Origin of the sequence: Labilibaculum euxinicum, from assembly GCF_963678175.1 — a bacterium.
GTDB lineage: Bacteria > Bacteroidota > Bacteroidia > Bacteroidales > Marinifilaceae > Labilibaculum > Labilibaculum euxinus.
Map to the genome: position 1 here is coordinate 4,087,295 of NZ_OY782756.1, position 16,799 is coordinate 4,104,093.

At 35.6% G+C, this 16,799-nt stretch carries 14 protein-coding genes; 12 read left to right on the forward strand and 2 right to left on the reverse strand.

The window, feature by feature from the left end; all coding sequences use genetic code 11:
* The 12 genes from ACY0M5_RS16405 (at nucleotide 1) to ACY0M5_RS16460 (ending at nucleotide 14,823) form a co-directional block, all read left to right on the forward strand.
* Complete coding sequence (locus tag ACY0M5_RS16405) at nucleotides 1-1,404, forward strand: tetratricopeptide repeat protein (protein WP_124992892.1); 1,404 nt, start codon at nucleotides 1-3, stop codon at nucleotides 1,402-1,404.
* 42 nt (nucleotides 1,405-1,446) lie between these two features.
* Nucleotides 1,447-2,385, forward strand: a complete 939-nt coding sequence (locus ACY0M5_RS16410; protein ID WP_461629877.1) for a polyprenyl-phosphate transporter — start codon at nucleotides 1,447-1,449, stop codon at nucleotides 2,383-2,385.
* Nucleotide 2,386: 1 nt separating this feature from the next.
* Nucleotides 2,387-3,127, forward strand: a complete 741-nt coding sequence (locus ACY0M5_RS16415) for a shikimate dehydrogenase family protein (protein ID WP_461629878.1) — start codon at nucleotides 2,387-2,389, stop codon at nucleotides 3,125-3,127.
* A 251-nt stretch (nucleotides 3,128-3,378) separates the two neighbouring features.
* Nucleotides 3,379-5,739, forward strand: a complete 2,361-nt coding sequence (locus ACY0M5_RS16420) for a DUF2339 domain-containing protein (protein WP_461629879.1) — start codon at nucleotides 3,379-3,381, stop codon at nucleotides 5,737-5,739.
* A 60-nt stretch (nucleotides 5,740-5,799) separates the two neighbouring features.
* The gene (locus ACY0M5_RS16425) at nucleotides 5,800-7,041 is read left to right on the forward strand and encodes a DUF3999 family protein (protein ID WP_461629880.1); all 1,242 of its coding nucleotides are present in this window, start codon (nucleotides 5,800-5,802) and stop codon (nucleotides 7,039-7,041) included.
* Nucleotides 7,042-7,129: 88 nt separating this feature from the next.
* The gene (locus ACY0M5_RS16430) at nucleotides 7,130-7,705 is read left to right on the forward strand and encodes a helix-turn-helix domain-containing protein (protein ID WP_461629881.1); all 576 of its coding nucleotides are present in this window, start codon (nucleotides 7,130-7,132) and stop codon (nucleotides 7,703-7,705) included.
* A gap of 86 nt (nucleotides 7,706-7,791) precedes the next feature.
* Entirely contained in the window at nucleotides 7,792-9,279 is a 1,488-nt protein-coding gene (locus ACY0M5_RS16435; RefSeq protein WP_461629882.1) for a serine hydrolase, read from the forward strand.
* Between the two features lie 23 nt (nucleotides 9,280-9,302).
* Entirely contained in the window at nucleotides 9,303-9,803 is a 501-nt protein-coding gene (locus ACY0M5_RS16440; RefSeq protein ID WP_461629883.1) for a nuclear transport factor 2 family protein, read from the forward strand.
* A 450-nt stretch (nucleotides 9,804-10,253) separates the two neighbouring features.
* Nucleotides 10,254-11,069: a helix-turn-helix transcriptional regulator gene (locus ACY0M5_RS16445; RefSeq protein WP_461629884.1), complete on the forward strand. Its 816-nt coding sequence runs from the start codon at nucleotides 10,254-10,256 to the stop codon at nucleotides 11,067-11,069.
* Between the two features lie 90 nt (nucleotides 11,070-11,159).
* The gene (locus ACY0M5_RS16450; protein WP_461629885.1) at nucleotides 11,160-12,056 is read left to right on the forward strand and encodes an alpha/beta hydrolase; all 897 of its coding nucleotides are present in this window, start codon (nucleotides 11,160-11,162) and stop codon (nucleotides 12,054-12,056) included.
* 412 nt (nucleotides 12,057-12,468) lie between these two features.
* Nucleotides 12,469-13,485, forward strand: coding sequence for an AbiH family protein (locus ACY0M5_RS16455; protein WP_461629886.1), 1,017 nt, complete (start codon nucleotides 12,469-12,471; stop codon nucleotides 13,483-13,485).
* 342 nt (nucleotides 13,486-13,827) lie between these two features.
* On the forward strand, nucleotides 13,828-14,823 hold the full coding sequence (locus ACY0M5_RS16460; RefSeq protein WP_461629887.1) for a PQLLE family protein: 996 nt from the start codon (nucleotides 13,828-13,830) through the stop codon (nucleotides 14,821-14,823).
* 465 nt (nucleotides 14,824-15,288) lie between these two features.
* Here the strand turns inward: ACY0M5_RS16460 and ACY0M5_RS16465 are convergent, their stop codons facing one another.
* Together ACY0M5_RS16465 and truA are read right to left on the reverse strand one after the other, a co-directional pair.
* A complete protein-coding gene (locus tag ACY0M5_RS16465) occupies nucleotides 15,289-15,771 on the reverse strand; it encodes an RNase H family protein (protein ID WP_461629888.1) in 483 nt (160 codons plus the stop codon).
* A complete protein-coding gene (gene truA, locus ACY0M5_RS16470; protein WP_461629889.1) occupies nucleotides 15,764-16,552 on the reverse strand; it encodes a tRNA pseudouridine(38-40) synthase TruA in 789 nt (262 codons plus the stop codon). Before truA ends, ACY0M5_RS16465 begins: the two co-directional genes overlap by 8 nt.
* Nucleotides 16,553-16,799 lie beyond the last annotated feature (247 nt).

Genomic DNA, 16,799 nt, shown 5'->3' on the forward strand with positions numbered 1-16,799 from the left:
ATGATAGAGAATACAGAAAACTATCTTGATGATGATGCGCTTACTTTGGTAGGCCGGTTCGAAGAAATGATTAAAGCTGAGACGCTTTACTACTTCGATGTTCATGAATTTGAAAGCATTATTGATCACTATATTGAGAAGGGCAATCTGTTGGAAGCTGTTAAAGTTTCTAACATTGCTAATAAACAGCACCCCGGTGCTATTTCTCTCCAAATTAAAAAAGCTCAGATTTTAGTTGATCGGGAACAGCATCTCGAAGCACTTTCCATTTTAAAGGATATACAGGGTATTGAATCTTCGAACAAGGAGATTCTTCTACTTAAAGGGAACATATATAACCACATAGGAAAACCTGAGCTTGCAAAAAAACAATTCGATAAAGCTCTGCAGGTCAGTTACGAGAATCGTGAAGATTTACTTTTCAGAATTGCACTTGCTTTCGAGCAATTGAGTCAATTCAGCCTTGCGGTAGAATATCTGGAAGAAGCACTGGAATTAGACGAAGAAGATTCGGAAGTTCTTTTTGAATTGGGTTATTGTTATGAGAAAATTGGGGAGGATGATCAAAGTATCATGGCTTATGAGCAATTTTTAGAGCTAAACCCATTCTCCGACAACGCCTGGTACAATCTGGGAATCATTTTTAACCGCATGGGGAATTTCCCGAAAGCTGTTGAAGCCTACGAATTCACACTGGCGGTAAATGATCAACATAGTAAAGCCTATTTTAACAAAGCCAATGCTCTGGCTAATCAGGGACTTTTCGAAAAAGCGATAAAATGCTACACCGAATATCTGGAGTTTGATGATGATCACGCTTCAACCTATTCCTATATTGGCGAATGTTTTGAGAAAATGGACGAATACGAACAAGCCTTAATCAATTACGAAACAGCCATTAAAACGGATGAGAATTTAGCGGATCCCTGGTTTGGAATGGGATTAATTCTCATGTATCAGGATAAAATTGATGAGTGTTTGGTTTATCTTGAAAAAGCTAAAAATCTGGATGATACAAATTCAGACTATTGGTTTGCCTTGGGATCGGCTTACGCCAGAGCCAATTCACCTCAAAAAGCAGTTCAGGCATTCAGAGAGGCTATTGATCTGGATCCTTACGATACCACTTATCCAATAACTCTCGCTGAATATTATCATCAAAATGAAAATGAAGAAACCGCTATTGATGTGTTGTTGGAAAGTCTTGTTCAGACTCCAAACTGTCCTCAATTACTAAGTAATTTAGCTGCTTACTATGCAATTACGGGAGACATCAAGTCTTCGGAACATTATATCAGACAAGCGATCGATATCGATTCTGAAAACATTAATGACATCTTTATTCAGTTTCCTGAATTGAAAAAAAATAAAATCTTCACCAAACTAATCAAAGCAAACCAATAATTGCATTTGAAACCAGTAAAGTAAGCGCAACAAAATTATACTATGCCCAGAAAAATGAAAGACTACCTTCTTATTGCCTTTAAAGGAATGGGAATGGGAGCAGCAGATGTTGTACCAGGAGTTTCCGGTGGCACAATCGCATTTATTACCGGTATTTACGAGGAATTAATTAACAGCATAAAATCCATTAACGGAAATGCGGTAAAACTTCTCTTTCAATTCAAATTCAAAGAATTCTGGCAGGCAGTTAACGGAAACTTTCTATTGGCATTGATCTTCGGAATTTTCCTAAGCTTTTTGTCATTGGCTAAGCTGATTAAGTATTTTCTCGCCGAACAGCCTATTTTAATCTGGTCTTTCTTCTTTGGGTTGATTGTTGCATCTGCAATTGTTATTGCCCGTAAAATAACGCAGTGGAAACTACGCACTATTATAGCAATGCTTATTGGTATCGGAATTGCCTATATGGTAACTGTTGTTACCCCGGCAGAAACCCCTACCTCCTACTGGTTTCTCTTTCTTTCGGGAGCATTAGCAATTTGTGCGATGATTTTACCTGGAATATCAGGCGCCTTCATATTGCTCCTTTTGGGCAAATATGAATACATCCTAAATGCCATCAGTTCTTTTAAACTGGATGTTGTTGCAGTGGTTGGTGCGGGAGCTGTGATAGGTCTCTTAAGTTTCTCAAACCTGCTAAGCTGGCTGCTAAAAAAATACCACAACATGACTATCGGTCTGCTTTCCGGATTCATGATCGGATCTTTAAATAAAGTTTGGCCCTGGAAAAACACAATCTCAACCTTTATTGACCGGCACGGAGTTGAAAAACCATTGCTGCAGGAAAATATACTGCCAAATACTTTCACTAATATTCTTGGGCAGGATTCACAATTGATATTTGCAATTCTTTTGGCCATTGCCGGATTTCTATTAATTTGGATGATGGAAAAATTTTCTCCGGAATCTAAAACAGAATAAAATGAATACATTCGGAATTCTTGGTTTCCCTTTGGGACATTCTTTTTCAAAAAAATACTTTACGGATAAATTTACGGAAGAAAACATAGATGCTTCTTTTTTAAATTTCGAACTTTCCAATATTCAGGATTTCCCTACTATATTGGAGCAACATCCCGACTTAAAAGGATTCTGTGTTACCATTCCTTACAAACAGGATGTAATCCAATTCCTCGATGACATTGATCCTTTGGCAGAAAGAATTGGTGCTGTAAATTCCGTACAAATTATCCGTGAAAATGAACAATTTAAATTAGTTGGTTACAACACCGATATACACGGATTTACTGAATCGCTGCGTGTTTTTTTGGACGGAGCGAAACCAAAAGCATTAATATTAGGAACTGGCGGGGTTTCAAAAGCTGTAGCCACAGCATTTGAAGAAATGGAGATTGAATACCAATTTGTATCCAGAACTGCTTCTGACAAATGCATCAGCTACGAGATGCTTTCCTCTAAGGTTATCAGCAATTACCATTTGATTGTGAATTGTACTCCGTTGGGAACTTTCCCCAAAGATGATACCTGTCCGGATATCCCATACGAATACCTTACAAAGGATCATTTTCTGTACGATGTTGTTTACAATCCTGCCGAAACTCTTTTCATGAAAAAAGGAGCAGAAAAAGGAGCTAAAACTCATAATGGTTTAAAGATGCTTCACTTACAGGCCGAGAGAAACTGGGAGATTTGGAATAGCTAACTCAAAGAATCTCACATTCCATTCCTTTGTATTGTAAATTCACAATACAATTCGTCATAATATTATTTGATCAAATGTTGGGTTGGTGCGACAGCAGCATTAAAACATACATTTTGTTTATGTAGAATGCTTTTCATAAATTCACGAGCTAAAGTAAACAATTCCTTAATCAGGCAAACTAAAGATTTCCAATTTTGGATATTTACAATTCAACAAGGAATTATATTTGCAATACTTAGTAAGCAGATCATATGTCAGACAATAAAGACAAAATAAATCAGCTTTTCGAGATACAAGAAAAGCTTCATAAAAAACAAGAGACTCTGTCGAATGAGATTAGTGAATTACGACATGAAATAATTCGTCTGAAGAACAGCGAAACCAAACCTCTTGCAGATAAAGAAGAGACGCAGATTTTGAATGAAAATCTTCTTGATAATCTGAAAAACATAGCATCTCCAGCAGCGCAGGAGAAACTCAAAATTGAAACTGCAAAAACAATTGTAACTCCTCCTGTAACCAATCAACCTCCAAAATCGAAATCCGATCTTGAGAAATTTATTGGTGAAAATCTGATCAATAAAATTGGGATTGCCATTACCATTATTGGTGTGGCGATAGGTGCCAAGTACTCCATCGACAATGATCTTATCAGCCCTTTAACCAGAATAATCCTGGCTTATTTAACGGGAATTGGTCTGTTGGGTTTTGGAATAAAACTAAAAGCGAAATATAAAAATTACAGCGCCGTTCTGGTGAGTGGTGCCATAGCAATTCTATATTTCATTACCTATATGGCCTACAGTCTGTACGATCTGTTTCCGCAGGCATTTGCTTTTATTCTGATGCTGATTTTCACCGTATTCACTGTTGTTGCTGCGATCAATTACAACAAGCAGGTAATTGCTCATATCGGTTTGGTGGGAGCATACGCAGTTCCCTTCCTGCTAAGTGACGACTCAGGAAAAGTGGCTGTACTTTTTACCTACATGACCATTATTAACATTGGCATTCTTTTTATTGCATTCAAGAAATACTGGAAGGCATTGCATTATTCTTCTTTCGTGCTTACCTGGTTGATTTTCTATTCCTGGTTCCTGGGAAAATACGAAACCAGCGAACACTTTGTACTGGGAAGCAGCTTTCTAATCGTATTCTTCACGATCTTTTACTTGCTGTTCCTTGCTTACAAATTGGTTCGAAAAGAGAAATTCAACACAGGCAATTCTCTGCTTATCGTATCCAACTCCCTTATCTTTTTTGGCCTGGGATATTCTATATTATCCCTTCACGAAACAGGACAACATTTATTAGGATTATTCACCCTTATCAATGCTGTTATTCACAGTATTGTCAGTGTAATTATCTACAAACAAAAGCTTGCCGACAAAAATGTTTTCTATTTGATATCAGGTTTAGTTCTCATATTTATCACCATCGCATTTCCTATTCAACTAGACGGAAATTGGGTAACTTTATTATGGGTCAGTGAAGCCGCTCTGCTCTTTTGGATTGGCCGAACTAAAAAAGTTTCCATTTACGAAGCAATGTCTTACCCTTTAATGGTACTTGCTTTCTGTAGTATTTTGCAGGATTGGACCACCATGTATAACACCTACCTTGTGGATGATCCTGAAACCAAAATCACTCTATTTCTTAATGTTAATTTTTTAAGTTCATTACTATTCATTTTTTCTTTTGGACTCATCAACAGATTGAACAGCAATATCAAATATCTTACTTTATTAGGCTCATGGCTAAAGGTCACAAAACTATTATCCTATGCCATTCCTGTTATTCTCGTATTTACGCTTTACTATTCAATCCGATTGGAAATTGGCAATTACTGGAATCAACTAATTAAGGAGTCGGCATTAAGCATTCAGGCAACCGGAGAGGAATATGCCAGCTACTATAACAACTACGATTTAAAAGAATTTAAAACAATCTGGATCATCAATTATTCCTTACTGTTTTTTTCAATTCTTTCTTTTGCGAATATCCGGAAATTCAAAAACAAAAATTTAGCTTATGCCGGTATTGGATTAACAACGATAACTTTGGTCGTATTTTTAACCCAAGGATTGTACTCCCTAAGTGAATTAAGAGAAAGTTATCTTACTCAAAGTTTGTCGGAATATTACCACCGGGGAACATTCAATATCATTATCAGATACATCTCATTAGCCTTCGCTGCGATTGCACTGGCAAGTATATTTCTTCATGTAAAAGAAGAATTTAATACAAAAAGGTACAGAATAGCATTCGAATACCTACTTAGTACCTCCATTCTATGGATATTTAGCAGCGAGTTGCTGAATTGGATGGACATAAGCGGGTCAACTCAATCCTATAAACTTGGATTAAGCATACTTTGGGGTTCCTATTCATTACTCCTGATTGCTTACGGCATCTGGAAAAACAAGAAACATTTGCGAATTGGTGCTATCGGATTGTTTGCACTTACATTGGTAAAACTCTTCTTTTACGACATCTCGCAATTGAGTACAATCGCAAAAACCATCGCATTTGTTTTATTGGGAATACTTCTTTTGATTATTTCGTTCCTGTACAACAAATACAAGAGCAATATGACTGAGGAAGAAATCTAAAACAAAGAACACAATTTATTTTAGCTGGTTTCGCATAAATATACTATTAAACTTACTCTCATGAAAAATAAGGCCTGTTTCATACTATTGCTTTTTGCATTTACCAATTCCTTTGGCCAGCAGAATAATTTCAACTTCAAAAGAGAAATTATTGGTACAAATGATCAATGGCACAAACTGGAACTACCGAATGAAATTCTAGCGAAGCTTTCCCCAAACCTGAACGATATTAGAATTATTGGCATCTCTGAGCAAAATGACACGCTTGAAGCACCCTACATTATACATTCCACCGAAGATCAAATAAAAAATGTAAATGTTGACTTTAAATTATTGAATCAATCGAGGGATAAAAACGGCTATTACTTCACCTTTAAAGTTCCCACCTCAAATTCAATAAATCAAATTCAGTTGAATTTTGAACAAGAGAATTTCGACTGGAAAACAAGTCTTGAAGGAAGTCAGGATCAACAAAATTGGTATACTCTTGTCGAGGATTACAGAATACTCTCCATTAACAATGCACACACCAATTATCAGTTTTCGAAACTTAATTTTCCCAATGCCAATTATGCTTTTTACAGAATAGGAATCAAAAGCGGGGAAAAGCCTAAGCTGGAAAGTGCAGCATTATCTCTTACAGAGATTGTAAAAGGAAAATCCCGCAATTACAAAATAAAGAAAATCAACACCATTGAGAATAAAAAGCGCAAACAGACAGAGCTTGATATCGATTTGGGTTCTCCTGTTGTGATAAATGATCTTAAAATCAACATTCGCGAATCGTTTGATTATTACAGGCCGGTTCACATTCAGTATGTAACGGATAGTACCAAAACCGAACAGGGATGGAAATACAACTATCAAACCCTTGCTTCGGGCACGCTCAACTCCATCGAAAAAAATGAGTTCAAATTCAGCAATACCATTGCTCAGCATGTAAAAATCATCATCAAAAATTCGGACAATGAAGCGCTTAGCATTAGCAATATTGAAATAGGAGGCTCCATTTATGAGTTACTGGTTCGGTTTTCGAAACCTGCCAAATATTTCCTTTATTATGGAAATAACAATACCCGCAAACCAAATTATGACATCTCCCGATTTTCAGACAACATCCCTAAATCGATTACAACACTTGCCCTTGGTGATGAAGAAACAATTAGAAAATCAGAATCACCTAAATCGGACCCCCTTTTTGCCAATGAAAATTGGCTGTGGGCGGTTATGGCTCTCATCATACTAATTCTTGGAGGCTTCACTCTAAAAATGATTAAAAAAACGGACGAAAGAGAAGTTTAAATTTCACTTGACAGCTTACTAATAGAAAAAATTACAATTGAACGGAAAGAAAACCACAATACCTGCGAAACGTTTTTAAAACAACAGAATGTCCAAACTTAAAAGCATAAGAGAACAACAAAATCTGACTCAAGAAGAATTGTCGAAGAAATCTGGTATTTCAGTAAGGACAATTCAGAGGATTGAAGCAGGAACAGATCCAAAAGGATACACGCTTCGAGTTTTGGGAGAAGCATTAGGCGTCCAGGAAAAAGAATTGCGAAGCAAACAACCCGAAATTGAAAATAATGAAGACAGCAACGAAAAAACAACACCAAAAGAAGAAGACAATTTATTAAATTACTCATCCATAAAGTTTATCAACCTTTCTTCCTTGCCATTCATAATTCTTCCTCCTTTAAATATTCTTATTCCGCTTATATTAATGTTTGCAATGAAATTGAAGAACCCCATAACAAAACAAATTATTTCATTACAAATAATGTGGACAATCATAGCCCCCATTGTATTTATGTTAGGTATTTTCACAAAGTCCGGACATAACTTTACTTTAATACTTATGATACTTTTGATTCTTTCAAATGTTTATTTCGTTCTTAGAAATGCAATTGAAATAGACAAAAGAAAAAAGCTGTATTACAGCCTGCATTTCAATATGATATAAAATTGTCGGGTTTTTGACAGGTTATTGTCGGGGAGATTTTAACGACAGAATAAATTTGCTTTTGATCTTTGTGATAAAAAACAGACATGGCAAAATATATTTTATTAAGCTTCATTTTTACGATCACTTTCATTGTAAAGCCCCAGGCACAGGTTGCTAAAAATTCAGACCTATACAAAATCATCCTCTCAAAGGATAGTTTACTTTTTAATGCAGGCTTCAATACTTGCGACATTTCACAGTTTGAAAACCTGCTAAGTAAAAAGTTTGAATTCTTCCACGACAAAGACGGGATTTCAGATAAAAAGAAATTTCTCAATGATTTACAAAATGGATTGTGTGGAAATCCATCCAACTATCAGGCAAGAAGAGAACTCTTGCCCAAAAGCACTGAAATTTATGCTCTTTACAACAAAGGAAATCTTTATGGCGCAATTCAAGAAGGAGTGCATCAGTTCTTTGAAAAGCAACTAAATAAACCTGAGCAATTTGGGAGTTCGGCCAAGTTTACTCACGTTTGGCTTATAGAAAATGGCGAATGGAAACTCACAAAATCGTTGAGTTACGAACATCAAGTTAAACATCTTTCTTCTTCAAAATCAATTTTTGATAATGACGAAGAAATAGAAAAATGCTTAGCAGAAAACAAAGTTCCTACCCTGGGGATTGGCGTAATTAAAAACGGAAAACTTCAACAGGTAAGAGTGTTTGGAGAACTCAAAAAAGGAACAGCTGCACCGTACAATACTATATTTAATGTGGCATCACTGACCAAACCTATAACTGCAATGGTTACTTTAAAATTAGTGAGTTTAGGCAAGTGGAATTTAGATGAACCGATTCATATATACTGGACAGACCCAGATGTTTCAAAAGACCCAAATAGCAAATTACTTACTACCAGACATATTTTAAGCCACCAAACAGGTTTTACCAATTGGCGTGGAAATAACAAGGACGGGAAATTACATTTTGAATTTACACCTGGAGCGAAATACCAATATTCAGGAGAAGGTTTTGAATATTTGAGAAAAGCCTTAGAAGCAAAATTCCATAAATCACTTAACCAATTAGCAAGCGAATTAATTTTTACCCCTTTACAAATGACCGACACCAAATATTTTTGGGACAATAAAACAGACAGTTTAAGATTTGCAACAGGTTATAACAATAAAGGAATTGCTTATGAAACAGAAATAAATAAAACTGCAAATGGTGCAGACAATTTATTGACAACCATTGAAGATTATGGAAAGTTTTTGACCAGTGTAATGAATCGCGAAGGATTGACCCAAAAAGTTTTTGACGATATGACTGCAAATCAAGTCGAAACCAAAAACGGTAAGCATTTTGGTTTGGGTTTTGAAATTTATGATTTAGGAAATGGAGAATATGCTTTGTCTCACGGAGGTGCTGATAAAGGTGTTCAAACTATTGTGTTTATCTTCCCTAAAACAAAACAAGGTCTTTTAATTTTTACGAATGTGGATGATGGCTATAAAATTTATGAAAAACTCTTAACTCATTATTTAGGTAAAAACGGACAAAAAATAATTGATATCGAAACAAAATAAAACTATAACAAACATAAAAAATAATGAAATACTTTAAGACTATAGTTATACCGCTGTTAACACTTATCACTCTATTGGCAAGTTGTAGTACAACAAAAAACACAATGTATCGTTTGACAAAAAATTATAAGCCAGACAACCAACAGCTATACGACACTATAGTTAAATTAGACAGTATATTTTTTGAGGCTTATAATACCTGCAATTTGAAACTTGACAAGTATGGTACTTTCTTTTCAGAAAATATTGAATTTTATCACGACCAAGGAGGAGTAATGACATCAAAACAAGACATAATTTCTGCAACTCAAAAAAATATTTGTGGAAAAGTAACAAGAGAACTAGTTAAAGGAAGCATAGAAGTTTATCCTATTAAAGACTTTGGAGCAATTGAAATAGGTTTGCAAAAATTTCATAATAATCAAGAACCAATTGGGACACCTTCAAAAGTTGGACGATTTTTAATTGTGTGGGAAAACAAAAATAATGAATGGAAAATAAAGCGGGTTGTAAGCTTGCATTAGGTTTGAAAATGGAGAATATGCTTTATCTCACGGAGGTGCTGACAAAGGTTGTCAAACAAAACAGCACAGCACCCCGACATTCAAAAATTTGCTGGCTCCTATAAATGAAGAGGACGATAAGGACAAAATTATTAATTTTCACGCAACGCAACTCTCGAAGCTCTATCCACCGATGTAAATAATTGATTAACCTGATCTTTCTGACCCGAAACTTTGTATCCTTTCACCCTTACAAATTTGCTGAGCATGCTGTTACCCCTTCTCTCCTTTCGGGATTGCAACAAAAAAATAAGCTCCTTCCTCAGCACAACGGCTTACTCATTCTTTTCTGAGAGTAAACATTACGCGGGTATTTTTTGCTAATCTATTTGCTTTTCATAACTTCGGAATCGCTTTTAATTTGCCCTTGCAGTGAATCAATATCTTCCCTAAAAAATTACTTTTAGCAAAATGAAAACCTTTCCAAAAGAAAAAATTTTAAAGAACGAAAATCTATTGTTCGCTAAATGGAAAACGAATACTATTTCAACAAAACAATCAATTTTAATGCAGGAAAATGCATTCGTTTTTATTCTGAAAGGCAAAAAGCTTATCATCCAAAACAACAATACGATCGAAGTCGATCAGCATCAATTATTGTTATTGAAAAAAGGCATTCATGAAATGACCGAATACATTCCTAAAAACGGAGAATTCGAAGCATTGGTCATTTATTTTAAGAACACTTTTATTAAATATCCCAAGGATAGTTTGCTGGGGAAACATCCACAAATGCCCTTTGTGATCCTCAACAGGGATAAAATGATTGATGACTACATATTGCATTATCTTTCCTACATCAATGAAAATGAAAACAACCCTGCTTTAATGGAGCTAAAAATAAACGAATTGGTTATTTTACTTACCGAAAGATCAGTACAGGCAAAAGTTTTTTTCAACACGCTATCGGACAATTACAATGATCTGAAACTATTGATGGAAAAAACCTTCAAAGAAAACCATACGGTAGAGCAATTAGCAAGATTATCAAATAGAAGTGTTTCCAAATTCAAACGGGATTTCATGCTCTTATTTAAAAACACGCCAGCCAAATGGATACTTCAAAAAAAACTGGATTGTGCCCGATTTCAACTTCTCAATTCAGACAAATACATATCAGATATTGCTTTTAACTGTGGCTTCGAAAGTGTTTCTCACTTCAACAAAGCTTTTAAGAAAAACTATAACATCACCCCTGCAGCCTTCAGAAAATTCAATATGGACTAAATGGACAATCAATAGAACTTATTGAACAATCCGGCTTTACACCTGAATACTACATTTGTCCTTTTAATTTAAAACGATGAAAGGAGAAATATGAAAAATTACAGTCTAACGAAAGTAAATTATTTAAGTGATGGTTTAAAAATCTGTGCATTGCAATACATTCCTCACAAAAACAGCAAATGTCCGGCTATTGTTATGGCGCATGGATTTGGCCTTCCCAAAGAAGCTTATATAAACAAGTTTGCCGAATTATTTGCAGAAAACGGCTTTGCTGTGATTCTGTTCGATTACAGAAATCTTGGCGAAAGCGAAGGTACACCAAGAGGAGAAATCAATCCCTTTATGCAAATAGATGATTACAAAAACAGCATTAGCTATGCTGCTTCATTAGAAAAAGTGGATGCCAATAGAATCGGAATATGGGGAACAAGTTATTCTGGTGGCCATGTTATTGTTACAGCAGCAACCGACAGGAGAGTTAAATGTGTCGTATCTCAAGTTCCTACCATTAGCGGATCTCAAAGCAGCTCGAGAAGAATGCCTGCCCAAAAAGATGACGGGTATTGGAAACTAGTAAGTAAAGACCGAATAAACCGCATCAAAGGAAAAGACCCAATGATGAAAAAATTGGTTGGCGAAGCTAATCTTAACCCACTATATCCTATGGAAGAAGCCAGGGAATACTATACAAAAGCACAAACATTATCAACATCAGCCAGTAATGAGGTTACCTTCCGAAGCACCGAATACGCCAGGATGTATGAACCAGGCGTTTATGCAAGTCTGGTAAGCCCTACTCCTATTTTATTTGTAGTCGCTTTAAAAGACATTGTTACCCCCACAGACCTTTGCCTAAAAAGCTATCAGGAAAGTCTGCAGCCCAAAGAGCTAATCACCCTACCAGGCGGACATTTCACACCTTATATTGAACAGTTCGATATCGCGGCAAAAGCAGCATTAAATTGGTTTTTGAATCATTTGTATTAAAACAAAACAAAAATGTCAGCAAATTCGAAAGAATAGCTGGCATTTTTTATACGAGCTTAATTATTGCTGTCTGTTCCAATGCAGCATGAAAAATACAATTGCAGCAGCTATTTTACAGGTGATATACACAATTTCTGGCTGCCATCAAAAAAACTGGGCATTCGTCCGCCAATAAGTACAGCTATCTCATTTTTTTCTGAAAGCAAACTTTACTGCGGGTATCGTTTGTTAATCTGTTTGCTTTTCATAACTTCGGAAACACTTTTGCTTTACCTGAGTAGGAAATAAACTCTCCTGCAAAACAAGGCTTGCATTGTTATTGAGAAACAGAGAGTTTACACATCAAAAATAAAAGCCTACAACAAATAAGCGATAAGGCGAGGATAAAACTTGTATCATAAATGTTGAAAATATGAAGAACATCGTAATAATAGGAAATGGCTTCGATTTAGCTCATGGATTAAAAACAAAATATTCAGACTTTATTCATGATATGATTACAAATCCTCAAAAGTATAATTTCGATCGTATAAGTGATATTAACAACAAAATATTAGAGGTCTTACTCAATTGTCAAAAAGATCTATGGAGTGACATTGAGTGTATCTACTTTGATATTCTTACAAATCTTCACAATAGCTCATATATGCGTAAAACATATAATATTGCAAGTGATTATACTAATGTTGTAGAGTTAAATCAGGATTTTAATGAAATAAAGAAATGGCTTTGTCAATATTTAAAAGAGGAGGAAGCGAAATTTATATTTACTGAAAATTATGATCTTTTTTTTGACAATTTAAATAAGAAAGATTCTGTCATTTTAAATTTTAATTATACAAAAACAGTTCGTGAATATATAAAAAATAGAAACCTGGATATTGATCTAATTCATATTCACGGTGAATTAAGCAACTCAAAAAATCCTATAATATTTGGTTTTGCAGCGGGGAATGATGAGTCAAAAGAATTATTAAATAAAAATGACAACAATTACGTGCGCAATATTAAAAAATTCAATTATCTATACACAAATAATGAAGAGAAATTAAAAGCACATCTGGAAGAATCCCAAGAGTTTAATGTTTATGTTTTAGGTCATTCTTGTGGAATTTCCGATAAGCTTATTCTTAGTCAGGTTTTTAATTCAAAAGGAATTTATAAAATATACCCTTTTTATTTTAAAGATATAGACGGATACTTTGAAACAATGGTAAATATTGACAGAATAATTGATGATTATTCAAAAAGCGATAAGGGAAAGGTTTCATTTAATAAATTGGTATCCCTCCCAAATAGTTATGAAATGCCACAAATAGAGACTGATGATAAACTCATAACTTATTTGAAGAAAATACTAGAGGAGAAACGTCCTCATGAATTAGCAGAAGAAAGTATAGTGAACGGATTATCGAAAAATTATTATTAGAAAAGAAAGTATCCGATAATTAACCGATGAAATATCCCTCACATTTAGCAAGCTCAGCACAAACCAAGCGCGTTTCGAATACCCAGCTTCGTCAAACAGGAGAAATAAATACCTCACACCAAAGACCACCCCAAGTGGTCTTTTTTTACACCACTCTACCCTCTTAAACACCACATTTAACAATACTTCCCACGAATAAAAACAGTCCCTCTTCAAATCGCACAACGCACATACTAAACATTTTATTTTTATTGTTTACTTTCAATACCGCCTTACAAATCAACATAAACTTATTGAGCAACAATACGAATTCAATAAACCTAAGGAAAGAAAAACAATAAAATGACCGAAAATACAAATAATTTAAACCCAATACATATCGACAATTTCGATAAACCAGACGTAACACCTCCCCAAAGCAACATCAACACAAATCCGCTTGATTTTTCATCAAATACAGCTGTAGCGGACCTTCAGCAACTCGAAGAAATACAAAAGCAACCCGAAGAAGAACACAATCAACCGGAAGATGTGCAGGAGAAACGCGAAGCAATGCTTGAGCAACGGGAAGAAGAGCTTGGGAAAGCAGAAGAAATGCATGAGAAGGTTGAAGATGTGCTAAATCAATCAGAAGAACCCCCACAACTAATATCAACAAATAAAACAAAATCCAAAAAAATGACATCAAGAAGAAAAAGATCAGAAACCGACACCCTCGAACAATACAGAGTGTCACTAACAAATGTTGAACAACAACAGGAAATTGCTGCAGCAATGACCGGATTCGGTTACGATACGGCAGCCATAGCCGAAGGCAAGCTATTGTATGAAAATATGCGAAAAGCTTACGATCTCAACAAACAGGAAGACAACGAAACACTTAAAAGTAAAATCAATCTCGATGCAATCACCGAAACTGTTGCTGAAGATTATTCGCTGGATCGTAAAAAAGCAAAAGTAATTTTCAGAAACGATCCTCTTGTTTTGCATAAATTAGCCCTATCAGGTGCTGCACCCAAAGCCTATATCAAATGGGTCGAATGCATGAAAACATTCTACAATGGGCTTGCTGCAGAACCAGAATTAATCACTAAACTTTCAAAATTAAAATTTAGTGCCGAAGATGCAGAATCCCGACTTGCAAACATACAAAAATTGGAATCTGCACGTTCGCAGTATTTAAAAGAAGCAGGTGAATCGCAGGAAGCAACAAAAGCAAAAGATACAGCCTTTGCCGAAGTAGACAAATGGATGAGTGATTTTTATGCCGTGGCAAAAATCGCCATGGAAGACAAACCTCAGTTATTGGAATCACTTGGCCTTTTGGTACGTAACTAATACCCTTTTTAACTACATACAACTAAACTGAATTCAAAACCCATATTCATCTGAGTATGGGTTTTGTTATGCAATTGTAATATCTCTGCTGCCGCATTAGGAAAAAAACAATCTGAATTGCAGTAATGCCTTAGTAAGACCGGGAAGCTGAGAACTTGTCGTTAGTTTGTATACTATCAGTTTAATAAAACCAAAATAAATAAGAAGTAAAAGAGTAATTTAATTCCCGCAGTTTAAACACCAACCAAATTTTAAAAGAGCGCACCACCCCGACATTCAAAAATTTGTTGGTCCCCATAGATGAAGAGGACGATAAGAACAAAATTCCATGAGAGAGGAACGAACGAATATTATTTTGTTCCGTCATCAAATCGTAATGGGTAACAAAATTTTTGCCGTCTAGTCTTTTTGATTCTTTTGTGATAATGACAAAAGAATAGCCCGTCCGGCTTGAGGACACAAAAATTAAATTCCTCTTGCCCTCAAAGCATTCCTAGATGCTCGATCCACCAATGCAAACAATTGATCAACCTGATCTTTCTGACCCGAAACTTTGTGTCCTTTCACCTTTACAAATTTACATTGTAAACTATCGGTCAGTCCGTAAAATTCCTGATACAATTGATGGTTGGCGATCAATTTTCCATTTTTGGAACAATAGCCGTTTTTTTCAAAACGCTCTCTCCTCGCAGGCAAACCAATAATATTCTGAGAATCGGTGTATACAATTACATGGCAATTGTCCGAATCAATTTCATTCAGAGCCAACAGTAAAACCTGCAGCTCCAGTTTTGTAGAAGAAGTATTTTCGAAACGATTCAGTTTTACCAGAGTTTTAGCTTCATCCAGTGAGACATTCAAATCCTGTAAAAGAAGAACAGCTCCAAAACCAATTTTAGATTGCGGATTTACACTTCCATCGGTAAATAAAAACAGCTGATTACTCATCTTCTATTCTTAAACCATCCGGATACTCAATTTTGGCGAGAAACAAGCCATGACCAGGCACCGAAGAACCTGCATTCGATCGATTCTTGCTTTCAATCACCTCACGAAAACCAGCCAAATCCATTTTTCCCCGTCCAACTTCAATCAAAGTCCCAACAATGGCACGAACCATATTACGAAGAAAGCGGTCGGCCTTAATCGTGAATACCAATTCATCATCAGTTTCAGTCCATTCTGCTTTCGATATCCTGCAGTTATTGGTTTTCACATCGGTATGCAATTTACTAAAGCTTGTAAAATCGATGTATTCGAACAAAATTTTAGCCGCCTCGTTCATTTTCGAAACATTCAGCTCATGCTGATTTTTCCAGTGCGACTCCATTCGAAATGGATTTTTATGCTTGGTAATTTTATAATGATAAGTTCTGGAAATGGCATCGAAACGGGTATGTGCATCAGCTTTCACCCGAAACACTTCACGAATGGCAATATCATGAGGCAAAAAGCGATTCAGCTTAAAAGTCAGTTTTCCGCAATCGAACCGACAGTTTTCATCCACCTCGAAATGAGCCATAAAATCGCTGGCATGCACACCTGTATCCGTTCTTCCACAGCCAACCACATTTATTGGCTGATTTAAAATAGTAGACAAGGCCTTATTTAACTCCTCCTGAACAGAACTTGCATTTGGCTGAATCTGCCAACCATGATAGTTTGTTCCTTTATAACTTAGGCGAATAAAATATCGTTTCTTCAATTCAAATAGTATTTTCTGATTCACCCCAAAAGTAAGCATTTTTACCAAGTCCGAAAATGAAAGAACAAAGGAACGGAATAATGAACAATTGGATTCCTTGTCCCTTGGAGCTTGCTACTTGTTACTTGTTACTTGATCCACAGTAGTGTCTCCATTTTTGTGTATTTGTAAATTGTTTTTAGTCGTAACCTGACATTTACAGCTTGCTTATAGTCAGGATACGATGGAGTACAAACCAACTCCTTAAAATTTGTTACTTGTCACTTGATAC